Genomic DNA, 14048 nt, shown 5'->3' with positions numbered 1-14048 from the left:
TAACCGCTTATGGATCTCCTGGACCAGCTGGGTGAAACGTTCCTCAACTGGGAGGAAATGGCGAAAGTCGTTCCTTCCCTTCTCACGGTGGGCTTGCCCAACACCCTGATCCTGGCCTTGGCCTCGGGCATCCTCGGCTCCTTGTTGGGGCTATTGCTCGCGCTGATGGGCATTTCCCGGAATCCCGTGGCCCGCTGGGCAGCTCGGATCTACACCGACCTGTTCCGCGGCCTGCCCGCCATTTTGGTCATCCTGGTGATCGGTATTGGGCTCAGCCCCATCGCTCGGGAACTCACCGGTAACCGGAACCCCTATCCGCTCGGGATCCTGGCCCTGACGTTGATCGCCGGCGCCTACATCGGCGAGATCTTCCGTTCCGGTATCCAGAGCGTGGAGAAGGGCCAGTTGGAGGCCTCGCGCGCTTTGGGGTTCAGCTACGGCAAGTCCATGCGCCTGGTGGTGGTGCCACAGGGCATCCGCCGCGTGCTGCCTGCCTTGGTGAACCAGTTCATCTCGCTGCTGAAGGATTCCTCCCTGGTGTTTGTGCTGGGCCTGGCAGCCTCCGACCGCGAGATTTTCCGGATCGGTAACGATGCCATGGCCAACACGGGGAACCTTTCGCCGCTGGTGGCCGCCGGTGTTCTGTATCTGATCCTGACCGTGCCGCTGACACACTTCGTGAACTTCATCGACAACCGGCTCCGTACTGGCCGGCCGGAGAAGAAGGAACCGGACGAGCTGGCGGCACCTATCGGCAAGGGGGCACAGGCATGACGGAGTTTACTTCCGGCACCCTGACCGGCAAAAACCTGCACCTTTCGTTCGGGCATAACCATGTGCTCCGTGGCATCGACCTCCACGTGGAGAAGGGCACTACGGCTTCGGTCATCGGCCCCTCCGGCTCCGGCAAGTCGACGCTCCTGCGGGTCATGAACCGGCTGATCGAACCGGACCAGGGCGACATCCTGCTGGATGGCCGGTCGGTCCTGAAAGACAACCCGGACGAGCTGCGCCAGCGGATCGGCATGGTGTTCCAGCAGTTCAACCTGTTCCCGCACAAGACCGTGCTGGACAACGTCTCGCTGGCGCTGCGGAAGCTCCGGAAGCTCTCCAACGAGCAGGCGCGCGCCGAAGCCCTGGAGCAGCTGGACCTGGTGGGCCTCAAGCACAAAGCTGATGCTCGCCCGGCCAACCTCTCCGGCGGCCAGCAGCAGCGCGTTGCAATCGCCCGTGCGTTGGCCATGAAGCCTGAGGTGATGTTCTTTGACGAGGCCACCTCAGCGCTCGACCCCGAGCTCGTGAAGGGCGTCCTGTCGCTGATGACCGACCTCGCCAAGGGCGGCATGACCATGGTGGTGGTGACCCACGAAATGGGCTTCTCCCGCAACGTCTCAGACACCGTCACGTTTATGGATGCCGGCGTCGTGGTCGAATCGGGTCCGCCGGAGCAGATCTTCACGGCGCCCGCAACGGACCGCCTGAAGGGCTTCCTTTCGGACGTGCTGTAGGCGCACCAAAAGAAATCCCCGTCTCCCGGACTTTTCCCACACGCATGGTGCGGGGATTTGTCCGGGAGGCGGGGATTTTCTTGCTTCAGCCGTTGCGGGCGTCCGTCAACGGCCGACGGCGGCGCTAGGCTGTCGCGGCAGCTGCAGCCTTCGCGGCGGCCGGGAGGGCGTCAAAGATCCGGTTCATCGCGATGTCGTCGTGGGCGGCCGACAGGAACCAGGCCTCGAAGACCGACGGCGGCAGGTAAACGCCGGATTCCAGCATGGAGTGGAAGAACGGCGCGTACCGGAAGGTTTCCTGGGCCTGGGCGTCAGCGTAGTTGTGGACGCCGTTGGCGGACGTGCCGAATGCCACGGAGAAGAGGTTTCCGGCAAACTGGACGGAGTGGTCCACGCCGGCACTGTCCAGGGCAGCGGACAGCGCCGAGGAGAGCTCCAGCGAGCGGGCGTCAACAAAGGAGTACACGTCGCGGGTGGCGTGCGTCAGCGTGGCTACGCCGGCTGCCATGGCCACGGGGTTCCCGGAGAGCGTCCCGGCCTGGTACACCGGGCCGAGTGGCGCGAGGTAGTCCATAACGTCCGCACGCCCACCGAGGGCCGCCGTCGGCATTCCGCCGCCGATGACCTTTCCGAACGTGAGCAGATCGGGGGTCCACGGGTCCGTTACGTCAGCAGCGCCGCCGGTGAGTCCCCAGTAGCCGGAGTAGCCGGTGCGGAAGCCTGTGAGCACTTCGTCCAGGATCAGCAGGGCGCCGTGCTCGCGGGTGATGCGGGACAGCCCCAGGTTGAAGCCCTCCCCCGGTGTCACCACGCCCATGTTGGCCGGGGCGGCTTCGGTGATGACGGCTGCGATGTTCGGCCCGTGCGCAGCAAAGGCGGCTTCGACGGCAGCGAGGTCATTGTAGGGAAGGACCAGCGTTTCGGCGGCAGTAGCTGCGGTGACGCCGGCCGAGCCCGGCAGCGCCAGGGTGGCAACACCCGATCCTGCGGCGGCAAGCAGCCCGTCCAGGTGGCCGTGGTAGCAGCCGGCGAACTTGATGATGAGGTTCCGGCCGGTGAAGCCGCGGGCCAGCCGGACGGCCGTCATGGTGGCCTCGGTGCCGGTGGAGACCATCCGGACGCGTTCGGCGGCCGGCACGCGGTCCTGGACGATGGCTGCCAGGTTAGCCTCGTCCGGGGTGGACGCGCCGAAGGAGAGACCGCGGTCAACAGCCGCGTGGACCGCCTCCAGGACGGCCGGGTGGGCGTGCCCCAAAAGGGCCGGGCCCCAGGAACAGACCAGGTCGACGTACTCTTTGCCGTCGGCATCGGTCAGGTAAGGGCCCTGGGCCGACACCATAAACCGCGGGGTTCCGCCCACCGACCCGAAGGCACGGACGGGTGAGTTGACGCCACCGGGCATCAGGGTCTGGGCACGGGCGAAGAGGTCTTCGGAACGAGTCATGCCCCCTATTCTTCCATCACGTGCGGTGGCATCCGGCGCCACGCCATGGTGCGGGCGCCGGATACAGTAACTGCCGGATCAAGTGGCCGCCTGACTCAGCGGTCCGCGAGCATGTCCGCAAGCTTGTCTGCAACGAGGGGCGCCACCTTGGAACCGAACAGTTCGATGGAGCGCATCATCTGCTCGTGGGGCAGCGTGCCGCTGCTGTACTTCATCTCGAAGCGGTCCGCACGGAGGGTGCCCTTGAGCCGGGCGATCTTTGCCGCCACCGTTTCCGGGGAACCAACGAACAGGGCGCCGTCCTCGTCCGCCGCTGCTTCGAACTCGCCGCGCCCGGCCGGTCCCCAGCCGCGTTCGGCACCGATCTTGTTCCGCATGGCGAGCCAGTGCGGGTAATACTCCTCGAGGGCCTGCTCGTCAGTTTCGGCCACATAGCCGGGCGAATGCACGGAGAGTGCCTGCGGTTCCTTACCGGCTTCGGCCAGCGTGCGCCGGTACAGATCAGCATAGGGCCGGAAGCGCTCGGGCTCGCCGCCGATGATCGCCAGGACCATGGGGTACCCGTAAGTGGCCGTGCGGACGACGGATTGGGGTGAGCCGCCCACTCCGATCCAGGTGGGAAGCAGGCGGCCTTCCACGTGCGGATAGACCATCTGGCCCCGAAGCGACGCCCGGGTCCGGCCGTCCCAGTTCACCGGGTTCTGGGACCGCACCCGGTCGTAGATCTCCAGCTTCTCCTCGAACAGCGCGTCGTAGTCGCCCAGGTCGTAGCCAAAGAGCGGGAAGGACTCGGTGAAGGAACCCCTGCCCAGGATCACTTCGGCGCGGCCGTTGGAGACGGCGTCGAGTGTGGCGAAGCGCTGGAAGACGCGGATCGGATCGTCCGAGCTCAGGACCGTGACAGCACTGCCGAGCCGGATGTTTTCCGTGGCCGTGGCGATGGCCGCGAGCACCACATCCGGCGCACTGACGGCGAAGTCCCTGCGGTGGTGCTCCCCCACGCCGAAGGAATGCAGTCCGACGGCGTCGGCCACCTTGGCCTGTTCCACCACCTGGCGCAGCACCTCGGCGTGGTGCTTGGGTGCGCCGTCGGCAGCCAGATCGACGTCGCCGAAGGTACTGACGCCCAACAGGATGGTGTCCGCGGGGACGGGGGCAGTGGGGTTGCCCGGGGTGGACGGAGTGGTTACGGAAGGCTCGCTGTTTTCATGCATACGCATACAAACCACGGAGCATCCGGAAACATTCCCTGCCGCGTCAGGATTCCTTGAGCCAGCCCGCTACTTCGGAGGCCCAGTAGGTCAGCACGGTGTTGGCGCCGGCCCGCTTGATGCCGAGGATGGATTCCGTGATGGCACCCCGCCGGTCGATCCAGCCATTGGCGGCGGCGGCCTCGATCATCGCGTATTCACCCGAGATCTGGTAGGCCGAGACGGGCACGGGACTCATGGCGGCGACGTCGGCCAGGATATCCAGGTAGCTCATGGCCGGCTTCACCATCACCATGTCTGCGCCTTCCTCAAGATCCAGCTCCACCTCAAGGAGGGCTTCGCGGCGGTTAGCGGCGTCCATCTGGTACGTGCGGCGGTCGCCCTTGAGCTGCGAATCCACGGCTTCCCGGAAGGGACCGTAGAAGGCGGAGGCGTACTTGGCCGCGTAGGCCAGGATGACGGTGTTTTTGTGGCCGGATTCCTCAAGGGCCTGGCGGATAACCCCGATCTGGCCATCCATCATGCCGGAGGGCCCCAGCACATGGGCGCCGGCATCGGCCTGGGCCACGGCCATCTGGCCGTAGATCTCGAGCGTGGCGTCGTTGTCCACGTAACCGTCGGCATCCAGGACGCCGCAGTGGCCGTGGTCGGTGAATTCGTCCAGGCAGACATCGCCCATGATGACCAGGTCGTCGCCCACCTCGGCGCGGACGTCGCGGATGGCCTTGTTGAGCACGCCGTCCGGGTCCAGGGAGGCGGTGCCGCGGGCATCGCGCACGGCGGGCACGCCAAAGAGCATGATGCCGCCGACGCCCAGTTCCACGGCTTCCGCTGCGGCGCGCTTGAGCGAATCGGTGGTGTGCTGGACGACGCCGGGCATGGAGGTGATGGGCGAGGGCGCGCTGAGGCCTTCGCGGATGAACGCGGGCAGGATCAGGTCCGCGGGAGCCAGGCGGTATTCGGCGGTGAGCCGGCGCATGGCGGGCGTGGTGCGGAGGCGGCGCGGGCGGTGGTTTGGAAAGCTCATCGGGTGTTCCCTTCGTTGGCGAATACGGTGCCCAGCGCGGCCACTATGCCGTCCGGGGTGGGGACTTGGGCGGTGGCGGCCACCGGGATGCCAAGGGCGGCAGCTTCTGCCGCCGTCGGGCGTCCGATGGCGATGAAACGGCAACGGCCCAGCGGCAGGAGGGTGGCTGCAATGCGCCGCGCGGCGCTTGGCGAGGCGGCCACGACGGCGTCGAGCGTCCCGGCGTCGAGCTCCCTGCGGGTCTGCGACTGGCTGAGCTCACGGGGAGCGGCAGCGTGGGAGGTTCCGACGGCGGACGGCAGTTCCGCCTCCAGGCGGAGTTCTTGCCGGGCCGGGTAGTCCACGGTCTGGTAGGCCACAACTGCGGTGACGTCGGCGCCCCTGCCTGCCAGGCCATCGCGCAGTTCAGGCGCAGCGATGTCTGCCTGTGGCAGCAGCACGCGCGCCGGGCCCGCGGCCCAAAGGTCCACGAGCCCTTCGGCGGACTGGATATCCACCGGGGCGAGCGCCACGGGGATGCCCGCGGCCTCGAGGATCCGCCGGGAGGACGGTCCGATGGTGGCCACCCGCGTTCCCGCCGGCACCAGTGCGGCCGGCGTGGTGCCACGCTCAATGGCTTTTTCCACGAGCACACGCACGGTGGTGATGCTGCTGACCACCAGCCAGTCGAAGCCCCCGGCCACCAGATCATCCAGCGCGGCATCGAGGGCCGGCTGGTCCGCGGCCCGTTCAAAGTCGATGAGCGGCAGGAGCAGCGGTTCAGCCCCCAGGCCGCCGAGCAGCGCGGCCAGCGGCCCGGCACGGTCGGCGCTCCGGGTGATCAGGACGCGCCGGCCACCCAGAGCGCCCGCCAGGTCATCAGGAGGCGGCAAGGTCCGCGATCTCCGCGGCGCCGGCAGCCAGCAGGAGCTCGGCCACCTCGATGCCGAGCAGCGTGGCACCAACCTCGGTGAGACCGTCGGTTGCCTTCTTTTCGCGCACAGTCTTGGTGCCGTCCACGGCGCACACCGCCGCCTCTAGGTACAGCATGCTGCCCTTGCGGTACGCGAAGGCACCCACGGGGGCGGCGCAGCCGGCCTCGAGGCGGGCCAGCACGGCACGCTCCGCGGTCACGGCGAGGCGGGTGTCCTCATCGTTGAGCGCGGCCAGGGCCTGCGCCAAAACACCCTGCGAACCCTCGGTGGAACCTGCCTTGCGCGGGGCGTCAGCCGTCCGGCATTCGATGGCCAGCGAACCCTGTCCGGGCGCCGGCAGCATCACGTCCATCTCGAAAAATTCGCTGACGGCGTCCAGGCGGCCGATGCGTTCCAGGCCTGCGGCGGCCAGTACGACGGCGTCCAGGTCACCCGGTGCGCCGACGGCGTTTCCGGGCAGGCCGGGCACGCGGCCCAGGCGGGTATCCACATTGCCGCGGATGTCCTGCACTTCCAGGTCAGGGCGGGCGGCACGCAACTGGGCAGCTCGGCGCGGAGAGCCGGTGCCCACCTTGGCGCCCTGCGGCAGATCAGCCAGCTTAAGGCCGTCGCGGGCGCACAGGACGTCCCGCACGTCCGCACGCTTGGGCGTTGCGGCGATGGTGAGGCCCGGCGCGGCGCCCGTGGGAAGGTCCTTGAGCGAGTGCACAGCGACATCACAGGTGTCCTGCAGCAGGGCATCGCGCAGGGCGGCAACAAACACCCCGGTGCCGCCCATCTGGGACAGGGACCCTGTCTTGACGTCGCCCTCGGTGGTGATGTGCACCAGCTCCACCGGGAAGCCGCCGACGGCGGCCAGCTGGTCCGCCGTCTGCTGGGTCTGGGTCAGGGCGAGCTTGCTGGCCCTGGTTCCGATCCGTACGGTCACGGGGTTCCTTCTCCCCCGGCATCGCCCGCAGACGCGGCCGGATATGCGTCGTGTCCGGTACCGACGGTGGTGTCGGCTCCGGCGATGGTGGGCTTATCGCCGCGGAAATTCGCGCAGCATCCCGGCCGGCAGACGTCGTACCAGGGGCCCAAGCCGGTGACGGCGGGCCGGTCGCCGATGTTGTTGGCGAGCGTCCGTTCGGAGATGAGGTCGACGATGCCGTGCACAAACTTCCGGTGCGTGCCCGGTGTAGGCACGCGCGTGGCGGCCAGGCCGAGGTTGCGGCAGGTCTCCAGGGCTTCGGTGTCCAGGTCCCAGACAACTTCCATATGGTCGCTGACAAAGCCCAGCGGGACAATGACGATGCCTTTGATGCCCTGGCCAGCCAGGTCGGCGATGGCGTCATTGATGTCCGGTTCCAGCCAGGGGACGTGGGGCGCGCCCGAGCGGGATTGGTAGACGAGGGACCAGGGTGCGGTCAGGCCCGACTCGGCCTTAACGCGGCTGATAACTGCGGCGCCGGTGGCCAGGTGCTGGGCCACGTAGGCGGAACCTTCGTCGAACTCGCGCGGTTCGTCCGCGGACCGTCCGGCAGCCTCGGCATCCCGGGTGGGGATGGAGTGGGTGGCAAAAAGGATATGCACGGGGGCGTCCGGTGTTCCCGCGGCCGAAAGCTGCGCCTGCACGTCCGCCAGCCCGGCTGCGGTGCCTTCAATGAACGGCTCCACAAAGCCCGGGTGGTCGAAGTACTGCCGGACCTTGTCCACCTCAAGCCGGCCGTCCAGCCCCGACTCCGTCAGGGCGATGCCGATGTCCTCGCGGTACTGGCGGCAGCTGGAGTAACAGGAGTAGGCACTCGTCGTGACCATCAGCAGTTTGCGGTGGCCGGCATCGTACGCGTCCTGCAGGGTCTGCGGAATGTAGGGGTCCCAGTTGCGGTTGCCCCACAGCACGGGAAGCTCGATGCCGCGGGCCGCGAGCTCCGCTTCGATGGCAGCCTTGAGCTCGCGGTTTTGCTGGTTGATGGGGCTGATGCCGCCATTTGCCCGGTAGTGGTGGGAAACCTCTTCCAGCCGCTCGTCCGGGATGCCGCGGCCGCGGGTGACATTGCGCAGGAACGGGATGACGTCGTCCTGGCCCTCAGGCCCGCCAAAGGAGGCCAGCAGGACGCCGTCATAGTTTTTGGGCGCCATCCGGCCGGCTTCGGTGACCGGGTTGATTCCGGTGAGCAGGGCGCCCGCCGCAGGATCGGGCTGGGTCATGCGAGCACCTCAGCGACCTCGGCCGCGGTGATGCGGCGGCCGGTGTAGAACGGGATTTCCTCCCGTACGTGGTTGCGTGCTTCGGTGGCGCGGAGGTGGCGCATGAGGTCCACGAGGTCCACCAGTTCGGGGGCTTCCAGTCCCAGGATCCATTCCCAGTCGCCCAGGGCGAAGGAGGATACCGTGTTGGAGATGACCTGCGGGAACTCCCGGCCCAGCATGCCGTGGTCGCGCAGCATCTTGCCGCGTTCTTCCTCGGGCAGGATGTACCACTCATAGGAGCGCACGAACGGGTAGACGCAGAGCCATTCGGCCGGGGCCACACCGCGTGAGTAAGCGGGGGTGTGGTTCTTGGCGAACTCGGCTTCCCGGTGCACGCCCATGGCGGACCAGACAATCTCGGTTCCGGCGAAAAGCGTGCTGCGGCGGATGTCGCGGATGGCCTGCTGCAGCGCTTCGGGCTTCGGGCCGTGGAGCCACACCATGACGTCGGCGTCGGCGCGCATCGCGGAGACGTCGTAGCTGCCGCGGTGCGTCACGCCGGCCTCGGCCAGGCGGACCAACAGGGCATCGAAATCGGCGGCAGCATCAGCGCTGCGCACCAGTTCCTCGGACCGCTTGAAAACAGTCCAGAGAGTGAAGAACTGCTCGGCTGATTCTTCGGTTTTAGTGACAGATTCGGCAGAAGTGTGGCTCATGGTTACCAGTTTGCCCCTTCCCTACCGCCAAGTCGAAACCAGCGACTTCTACAAGACGTAGAAGTGCTCAATGTCACACGTTCGGCGAAGCATGGGTTGTGAGCCAAACCGGCACTGAGGTCAGATCTGGCGGATCCGGGCAAAAAGGAGGCCAGCGGCTCCGGCGGACCCCACCAGTCCCACACCAAGCCAGACCTTCGCGGGTTCGGCGGCCGCGGCTGCTGCCGTGGCGGACGCCATGTTGTCCCGGCTGGCAGGCGCGTTTCCGTGGCGCCCCGGTCCCGAAACAGGCGTGGCGTTGGTGCTGTGGGTGTCCGTGGGCCGGTCCGCAGCAGGATCGGCTTCCTGTCCGGCATCCTGCGTCGCGTCGGCGGGGGCACCGGGCTGGCCGTTCGGCTGCGTGCCTGCCGCTGAACCTCCGGCAACCGGGGACGTGCTGATCGGCGCCGGAGCGCTCGACGGCGGGACGGCACCTTGGGGAGCCGTGCCCTGCGGAGTGGAGCCCTGCGGCGCTGGGCTGGCAGATGTCGACGGAGCGGACGACGTCGGCGCGGTTGACGTGGGGGCCGTGGACGTAGGGGCCGGAGACGGTGTGACCGTCGGAGTGGAAGATCCTGAGGGGGCGGGAGTCGGTTCGGGTGAGGCTTTGGTCTGTCCGCCGGAACCGCCCAGGAGGCCATTCAGCAGGCCGCTGACCCCGGCGAGGTCCGAGTCGGCCGCAACCGCGGCGGACTCTGTGGGTTCGGCGCTGCCGTCAGCCGCCTGGGATGCCGGAACGCCGGCGGACAGGACCAGTACCGCTCCGACGGCAGCCGCTGCAGCGCCACGCCGGAGTCCCCCATGGATACTGGTCCGGGAAAGGGAAGATTCGGACCTGTAAATAACCATAGTTATCGACCCTAGCCACATGAGGGGGTGGATTGAAAACCGGAAACTGCACCCCTGAGTGGTCCTTTCTAGGCCCATATTCCACTGAACAGGAGCGATGGTCAGCTGAGCAGGCTTCGAATTTCTTTTCGAGTATCGGCCACTACGGCGGCGAGTCCGTTGCCGGCCACCCATCCGCCCACAATGCCGAGGCCGGCCTCTGCCGCGCAGAGATTCCTTACCTCGGCCACCCGGGCTTTGTGTCCCACGGCCGCGAACGGCAGGGCCCCTTGCCACCTGACAACATCCCAACCGACGACGTCCGTCCCCTGCACCGGGACGTCCAGCAGCGCCGAAGCGTCGCGCAAGGCAGCAGCCAGTAATTCCGCGTCGAGGGCAGGGGCGGAGCCGCCGGTTTCCAGGGTCGCGGGTTCCGCGGCTTCCAGGCGGCCGTAGGAGAGCCGCAGCACGTGGGTCCCGGGACCTGCCGCAGCGGCCAGCCAATCCCACTTCGCGGTGGCATGCGTGAGGGCTTTTGCCTGGATACCCGGCGTCTGGGGGGCTACCAGGATCCCGGTGCCCCGCGGCCTGCGGTCCAGTTCGGGCAGGTCCACTACTACGGTGACGAGCCGGACATCCGGACCGCTTTCGGGGCTCCTGCCGGCGAGGGCGGGCACGGCCGCCTGAAGCAGCCCCACTGCGGCCGGGCCGGGCAGCGCCACCACAAGCAGGCCGCCGTCGTGCGTTGTTTCACCGGCGGTGACGCGCCACCCGTCCGGCGTCCGTTCGACGGTGTCCGCGGCTGTTCCACTCACTAGGGTGACACCGCGGCCGCGGAGGTCGCTGAGGAGGGCCGAAACCAGGGTGTGCATCCCGCCGTCGAGGCCGGCAACGGCGGAACCCGCCTTCGCGACGGACGGCTGGGCGGAGCCGCGCCGCTGGGCGGCCACCGCGGCCGCGAGGGAACCGTGCTCTCGGATTCCGGCCCGGAGGCCGGGTGCCACCATGTCCACGTCCAGGAGTCCGGGATCGGCGGAGTGCACGCCGCCAACCACCGGGGCCACGAGGCGCTCCAACACGCGGCGGCCCATCCGGGCCCGCACCAGCGCCGCGACGCTGGTGACGTCCGCCGACGCACCGAGTGAAGCTGGCAGGTACTTATCAAAGGACGCCCGCAGGGAGCCCACAAACCCCAACGACCGCCTAACCTCCGGGTCCCAGGGGTTGGCGGGGATTCCCAGGACTCCGGTCTTGGGCAGTTCGCGCGGGCCGTCCGGAAGCTGCACCCAGGCCCCGCCCGGACGGGGCGCCACAACCTTGCTACCAAGTCCAAGTTCATCCGCAAGGTCAGCCACGGCTGAGGAGCGTGTGGCGAAGGACTCTGCCCCGCTGTCCAGGGTGAGGCCGGCCACCACGTGGCTGCCCACGCAGCCGCCCCAGGATGCTGTGGCTTCCAGAACGGTGACGGTGCGTCCGGCAGCTGCCAGCTCGCGTGCGGCCAGCAGGCCGGAGATGCCGCCGCCCAGGACGACGGCGGTCTGGGCCGGTGTCACGGAACTGCCCACGGTCCTACTCCGGGGAAATGGAGTGGATGAGTTCTACAACACGGGTCAGGACCGTGGGGTCGGTTTCCGGCGGCACCCCGTGCCCAAGGTTGAGCACATGGCCGGGCGCAGAAGCGCCGGCCGCAATGACCGCACGGACGTGGGCTTCCAGCACCTCCCACGGCGCTGACAGCAGCGCGGGGTCGATGTTGCCCTGCAGCGGCACCGTTCCGCCCAGGCGCCGGTTGGCCTCATCCAGCGGAAGGCGGTAATCCACGCCCACCACGTCCACGCCGACGTCGCGCATGGCAACAAGCAGTTCGGAGGTTCCGGTACCAAAGTGGATCAGCGGCGCGCCGAGGTGGCGGACATGGTCCAGCGCCCGGGTCGAGGCCGGTGCCACGAACTTGGTGTAGTCGGCCAGGCCCAGCGACCCTGCCCAGGAATCAAACAGCTGCCCGGCGGAGGCGCCGGCTTCCAGCTGGGCGCGGAGGAACATCCCCGAGGCGTCGGCGGCCCAGTTGGCCAGCGCCGTCCAGGCTTCCGGGTCCGCGTGCATCATGGTGCGCGGGCCCAGGTGGTCACGGGAGGGTTTGCCCTCCACCATGTAGGCGGCGAGGGTGAACGGGGCACCGGCAAAGCCGATCAGCGGGGTTTTGCCCAGCTCGGCGACGGTCAGCCGCACGGCTTCGCGGATCGGTTCCAGCGCTTCCCAGGTCAGCTGGGGCAGGGCGGCAACGTCTGCAGCCGTGCGCACCGGTTTGTCCAGCACGGGGCCCACGCCCGGCACAATGTCCACGCCGACGCCGGCGAGCTTGAGCGGAATGACGATGTCGGAGAAGAAAATGGCAGCGTCCACGTCATGGCGCCGGACGGGCTGCAGCGTGATTTCGGCCGCGAGCTCGGGCCGCAGGCAGGAATCCAGCATGGCCACGCCTTCGCGCACCTTCAGGTATTCCGGCAGGGAGCGCCCGGCCTGCCGCATGAACCACACCGGCCGCCGCGACGGCTTGCCGCCACGGTAAGCGGTGATGAGCGGCGAATCTGCGGTTCGGCCGTCCATCAGCGGATGGCCGGCAGCAAGGGTGCCGTCGTTAGACGGGACACTAGACGCGGCATTGGACACGGCGGAGCTGGAAGTCATGCCTTTGATTGTGCCCAAAATCGGCCCTAAAAGATAACGACAGCCTGTCACGGAGAGCCGCCCCGGCCGCGCCGTGGCAGGAAATGCGGCCCTCCACAGCCCGTGGCTGTTTGCCGGGTTGTTCTACCGGGCCACGAAAAAGCTATGATTGGTCTGCTGTGGTTCTTTTTTCATTGGTGGCTACACACGCCGACATCGACCTTGAGACCGTTGCTCAACTGAGCAACGGTGCCTCCGGTATCGCAACATCCGCACTCTCCGGATCGCCGGCAGTGACGGGTGCGATTGTGCTTGCCACCTGCAACCGCTACGAAATCTACGGCGAAGCGCCCCACGCTGACGATGTTGAGGCCGCACGTGCGGCTCTCGTGTCCGAGATCAGCGGACTCAGCGGACTCAACGAACAGCTCGTGTCCCGCTCCTTCAGCACACGCACCGGCCCCGAAGTCAGCCAGCACCTGTTCGCCGTCAGCGCCGGACTGGACTCCGCCGTCGTGGGTGAACGTGAAATTGCCGGCCAGGTCCGCCGCGCACTCATCACTGCCCAGCACCAGGGCACGGCCAGCTCCGGCCTGGTCCGCCTCTTCCAGGCCGCCTCCAAGACGGCCAAGGATGTCGGAGCACAGACCGCCCTCGGTTCCCGGGGCCTGTCCATCGTTTCAGTGGCACTGGATCTGGCCACCGATCTTTCCGAAAGCCCCGACTGGTCAGCGAAGAAGGTGGTGCTGTTCGGCACCGGAGCCTACGCCGGCGCCACCATGGCTCTGCTCCGCGAACGGGGCTGCACCGACATCTCCGTGTTCTCCTCGTCGGGCCGCGCCGAAGCGTTCGTCGCCACGCGCGGCGGAACAGCGCTGGACAGCGAATCCCTGCCGGTAGCCGTAGCTGCGGCCGACGTTATGATCGGCTGCAGCGGCTCCGACACCCGGGTCGAAGCCGGCGAACTCGCCGAGATCCGCGCGGACTCGCCCCAGCCGCTGATCGCGATCGACCTCGCCCTCACCCATGATTTTGACCCGGAAGTCGGCCAGCTCGACGGCGTTGAGCTGCTCACGCTCGAATCCGTGCGTTTGGCGGCACCCCAGGAACAGGCCGAGTCCCTCACCCAGGCCAGCGGCATTGTGTCCGGCGCGGCCCAGGCCTTCGAACAGGAACGGGAAGCCCGCTCAGTGGATTCCGCCATCGTGGCGCTCCGCCGGCACACCATGAACGTCCTGGATGCGGAAATGGAACGCGTCCGTGCCCGCCACGGCTGCACCGCCGCCGCCGAGGAAGTGGAGTTCGCCCTCCGCCGGATGGTCAAGCAGCTGCTGCATGTGCCCACTGTCCGTGCCCGTGAGCTCGCCGCCAACGGCCAGCAGGACGACTACGTGTCCGCGCTCGAAACCCTCTACGGCATCACCGTGGAGCAGCCGGCCACCGCAGCGCAGGCGGAGTGCCCCGTGGACCACCGGGGCCTCGAAACCGCCTGACCCGCCCCCCGTTGCTCTATCAGTTTTGG

Annotated in this window: 13 protein-coding genes; 3 read left to right on the top strand and 10 right to left on the bottom strand. The window is 67.9% G+C overall.

What is annotated here, in order from left to right:
- Nucleotides 1–9: 9 nt before the first annotated feature.
- Entirely contained in the window at nucleotides 10–774 is a 765-nt protein-coding gene (locus CXR02_RS11815) for an amino acid ABC transporter permease (protein ID WP_056343886.1), read from the top strand.
- Nucleotides 771–1508: an amino acid ABC transporter ATP-binding protein gene (locus CXR02_RS11810; RefSeq protein WP_104062166.1), complete on the top strand. Its 738-nt coding sequence runs from the start codon at nucleotides 771–773 to the stop codon at nucleotides 1506–1508. Before CXR02_RS11815 ends, CXR02_RS11810 begins: the two co-directional genes overlap by 4 nt.
- A gap of 124 nt (nucleotides 1509–1632) precedes the next feature.
- On the opposite strand, the gene hemL is transcribed toward CXR02_RS11810, so the two are convergent.
- From hemL to hemE, 10 genes are all read right to left on the bottom strand, one after another.
- Nucleotides 1633–2952 (bottom strand): glutamate-1-semialdehyde 2,1-aminomutase, encoded by a 1320-nt coding sequence (gene hemL, locus CXR02_RS11805; protein ID WP_104062165.1) that lies wholly within the window; start codon nucleotides 2950–2952, stop codon nucleotides 1633–1635.
- A gap of 95 nt (nucleotides 2953–3047) precedes the next feature.
- Nucleotides 3048–4166 carry an LLM class flavin-dependent oxidoreductase gene (locus CXR02_RS11800; RefSeq protein WP_104062164.1) on the bottom strand — a complete coding sequence of 373 codons (1119 nt, stop codon included), beginning with the start codon at nucleotides 4164–4166 and terminating at the stop codon, nucleotides 3048–3050.
- Nucleotides 4167–4209: 43 nt separating this feature from the next.
- Nucleotides 4210–5190, bottom strand: coding sequence for a porphobilinogen synthase (gene hemB / locus CXR02_RS11795; protein WP_104062163.1), 981 nt, complete (start codon nucleotides 5188–5190; stop codon nucleotides 4210–4212).
- Nucleotides 5187–6062: a uroporphyrinogen-III synthase gene (locus tag CXR02_RS11790; RefSeq protein WP_104062162.1), complete on the bottom strand. Its 876-nt coding sequence runs from the start codon at nucleotides 6060–6062 to the stop codon at nucleotides 5187–5189. The genes hemB and CXR02_RS11790 overlap by 4 nt, the downstream gene beginning before the upstream one ends.
- Nucleotides 6049–7032 carry a hydroxymethylbilane synthase gene (gene hemC / locus CXR02_RS11785; protein ID WP_104062161.1) on the bottom strand — a complete coding sequence of 328 codons (984 nt, stop codon included), beginning with the start codon at nucleotides 7030–7032 and terminating at the stop codon, nucleotides 6049–6051. Before hemC ends, CXR02_RS11790 begins: the two co-directional genes overlap by 14 nt.
- Entirely contained in the window at nucleotides 7029–8294 is a 1266-nt protein-coding gene (locus CXR02_RS11780; protein ID WP_104062160.1) for a ferrochelatase, read from the bottom strand. The genes hemC and CXR02_RS11780 overlap by 4 nt, the downstream gene beginning before the upstream one ends.
- A complete protein-coding gene (gene hemQ / locus CXR02_RS11775; protein WP_104062159.1) occupies nucleotides 8291–8992 on the bottom strand; it encodes a hydrogen peroxide-dependent heme synthase in 702 nt (233 codons plus the stop codon). The genes CXR02_RS11780 and hemQ overlap by 4 nt, the downstream gene beginning before the upstream one ends.
- 120 nt (nucleotides 8993–9112) lie before the next feature.
- On the bottom strand, nucleotides 9113–9880 hold the full coding sequence (locus CXR02_RS22385; protein ID WP_181037205.1) for a hypothetical protein: 768 nt from the start codon (nucleotides 9878–9880) through the stop codon (nucleotides 9113–9115).
- Nucleotides 9881–9981: 101 nt separating this feature from the next.
- A complete protein-coding gene (gene hemG, locus CXR02_RS11765) occupies nucleotides 9982–11424 on the bottom strand; it encodes a protoporphyrinogen oxidase (protein WP_104062158.1) in 1443 nt (480 codons plus the stop codon).
- A 4-nt stretch (nucleotides 11425–11428) separates the two neighbouring features.
- A complete protein-coding gene (hemE, locus tag CXR02_RS11760) occupies nucleotides 11429–12547 on the bottom strand; it encodes a uroporphyrinogen decarboxylase (protein ID WP_104062226.1) in 1119 nt (372 codons plus the stop codon).
- Nucleotides 12548–12705: 158 nt separating this feature from the next.
- Here hemE and CXR02_RS11755 point away from each other — a divergent pair, with 158 nt between their 5' ends.
- A complete protein-coding gene (locus CXR02_RS11755; RefSeq protein ID WP_104062157.1) occupies nucleotides 12706–14019 on the top strand; it encodes a glutamyl-tRNA reductase in 1314 nt (437 codons plus the stop codon).
- Nucleotides 14020–14048 lie beyond the last annotated feature (29 nt).

This window comes from Arthrobacter sp. 4R501 (assembly GCF_002929755.1).
Lineage (GTDB): Bacteria > Actinomycetota > Actinomycetes > Actinomycetales > Micrococcaceae > Arthrobacter.
The sequence above is the reverse complement of the archived record's forward strand: the minus strand, read 5'-3'. Positions and strand labels throughout refer to the sequence as shown.

What these genes read in the sequence shown, in the direction of transcription:
- CXR02_RS11815 (WP_056343886.1), top strand. Translation starts at nt 10, where the DNA reads ATGGATCTCCTGGACCAGCTGGGTGAAACGTTCCTCAACTGGGAGGAA.
- CXR02_RS11810 (WP_104062166.1), top strand. Translation starts at nt 771, where the DNA reads ATGACGGAGTTTACTTCCGGCACCCTGACCGGCAAAAACCTGCACCTT.
- hemL (WP_104062165.1), bottom strand. Translation starts at nt 2,952, where the DNA reads ATGACTCGTTCCGAAGACCTCTTCGCCCGTGCCCAGACCCTGATGCCC.
- CXR02_RS11800 (WP_104062164.1), bottom strand. Translation starts at nt 4,166, where the DNA reads ATGCATGAAAACAGCGAGCCTTCCGTAACCACTCCGTCCACCCCGGGC.
- hemB (WP_104062163.1), bottom strand. Translation starts at nt 5,190, where the DNA reads ATGAGCTTTCCAAACCACCGCCCGCGCCGCCTCCGCACCACGCCCGCC.
- CXR02_RS11780 (WP_104062160.1), bottom strand. Translation starts at nt 8,294, where the DNA reads ATGACCCAGCCCGATCCTGCGGCGGGCGCCCTGCTCACCGGAATCAAC.
- hemQ (WP_104062159.1), bottom strand. Translation starts at nt 8,992, where the DNA reads ATGAGCCACACTTCTGCCGAATCTGTCACTAAAACCGAAGAATCAGCC.
- CXR02_RS22385 (WP_181037205.1), bottom strand. Translation starts at nt 9,880, where the DNA reads ATGGTTATTTACAGGTCCGAATCTTCCCTTTCCCGGACCAGTATCCAT.
- hemE (WP_104062226.1), bottom strand. Translation starts at nt 12,547, where the DNA reads ATGACTTCCAGCTCCGCCGTGTCCAATGCCGCGTCTAGTGTCCCGTCT.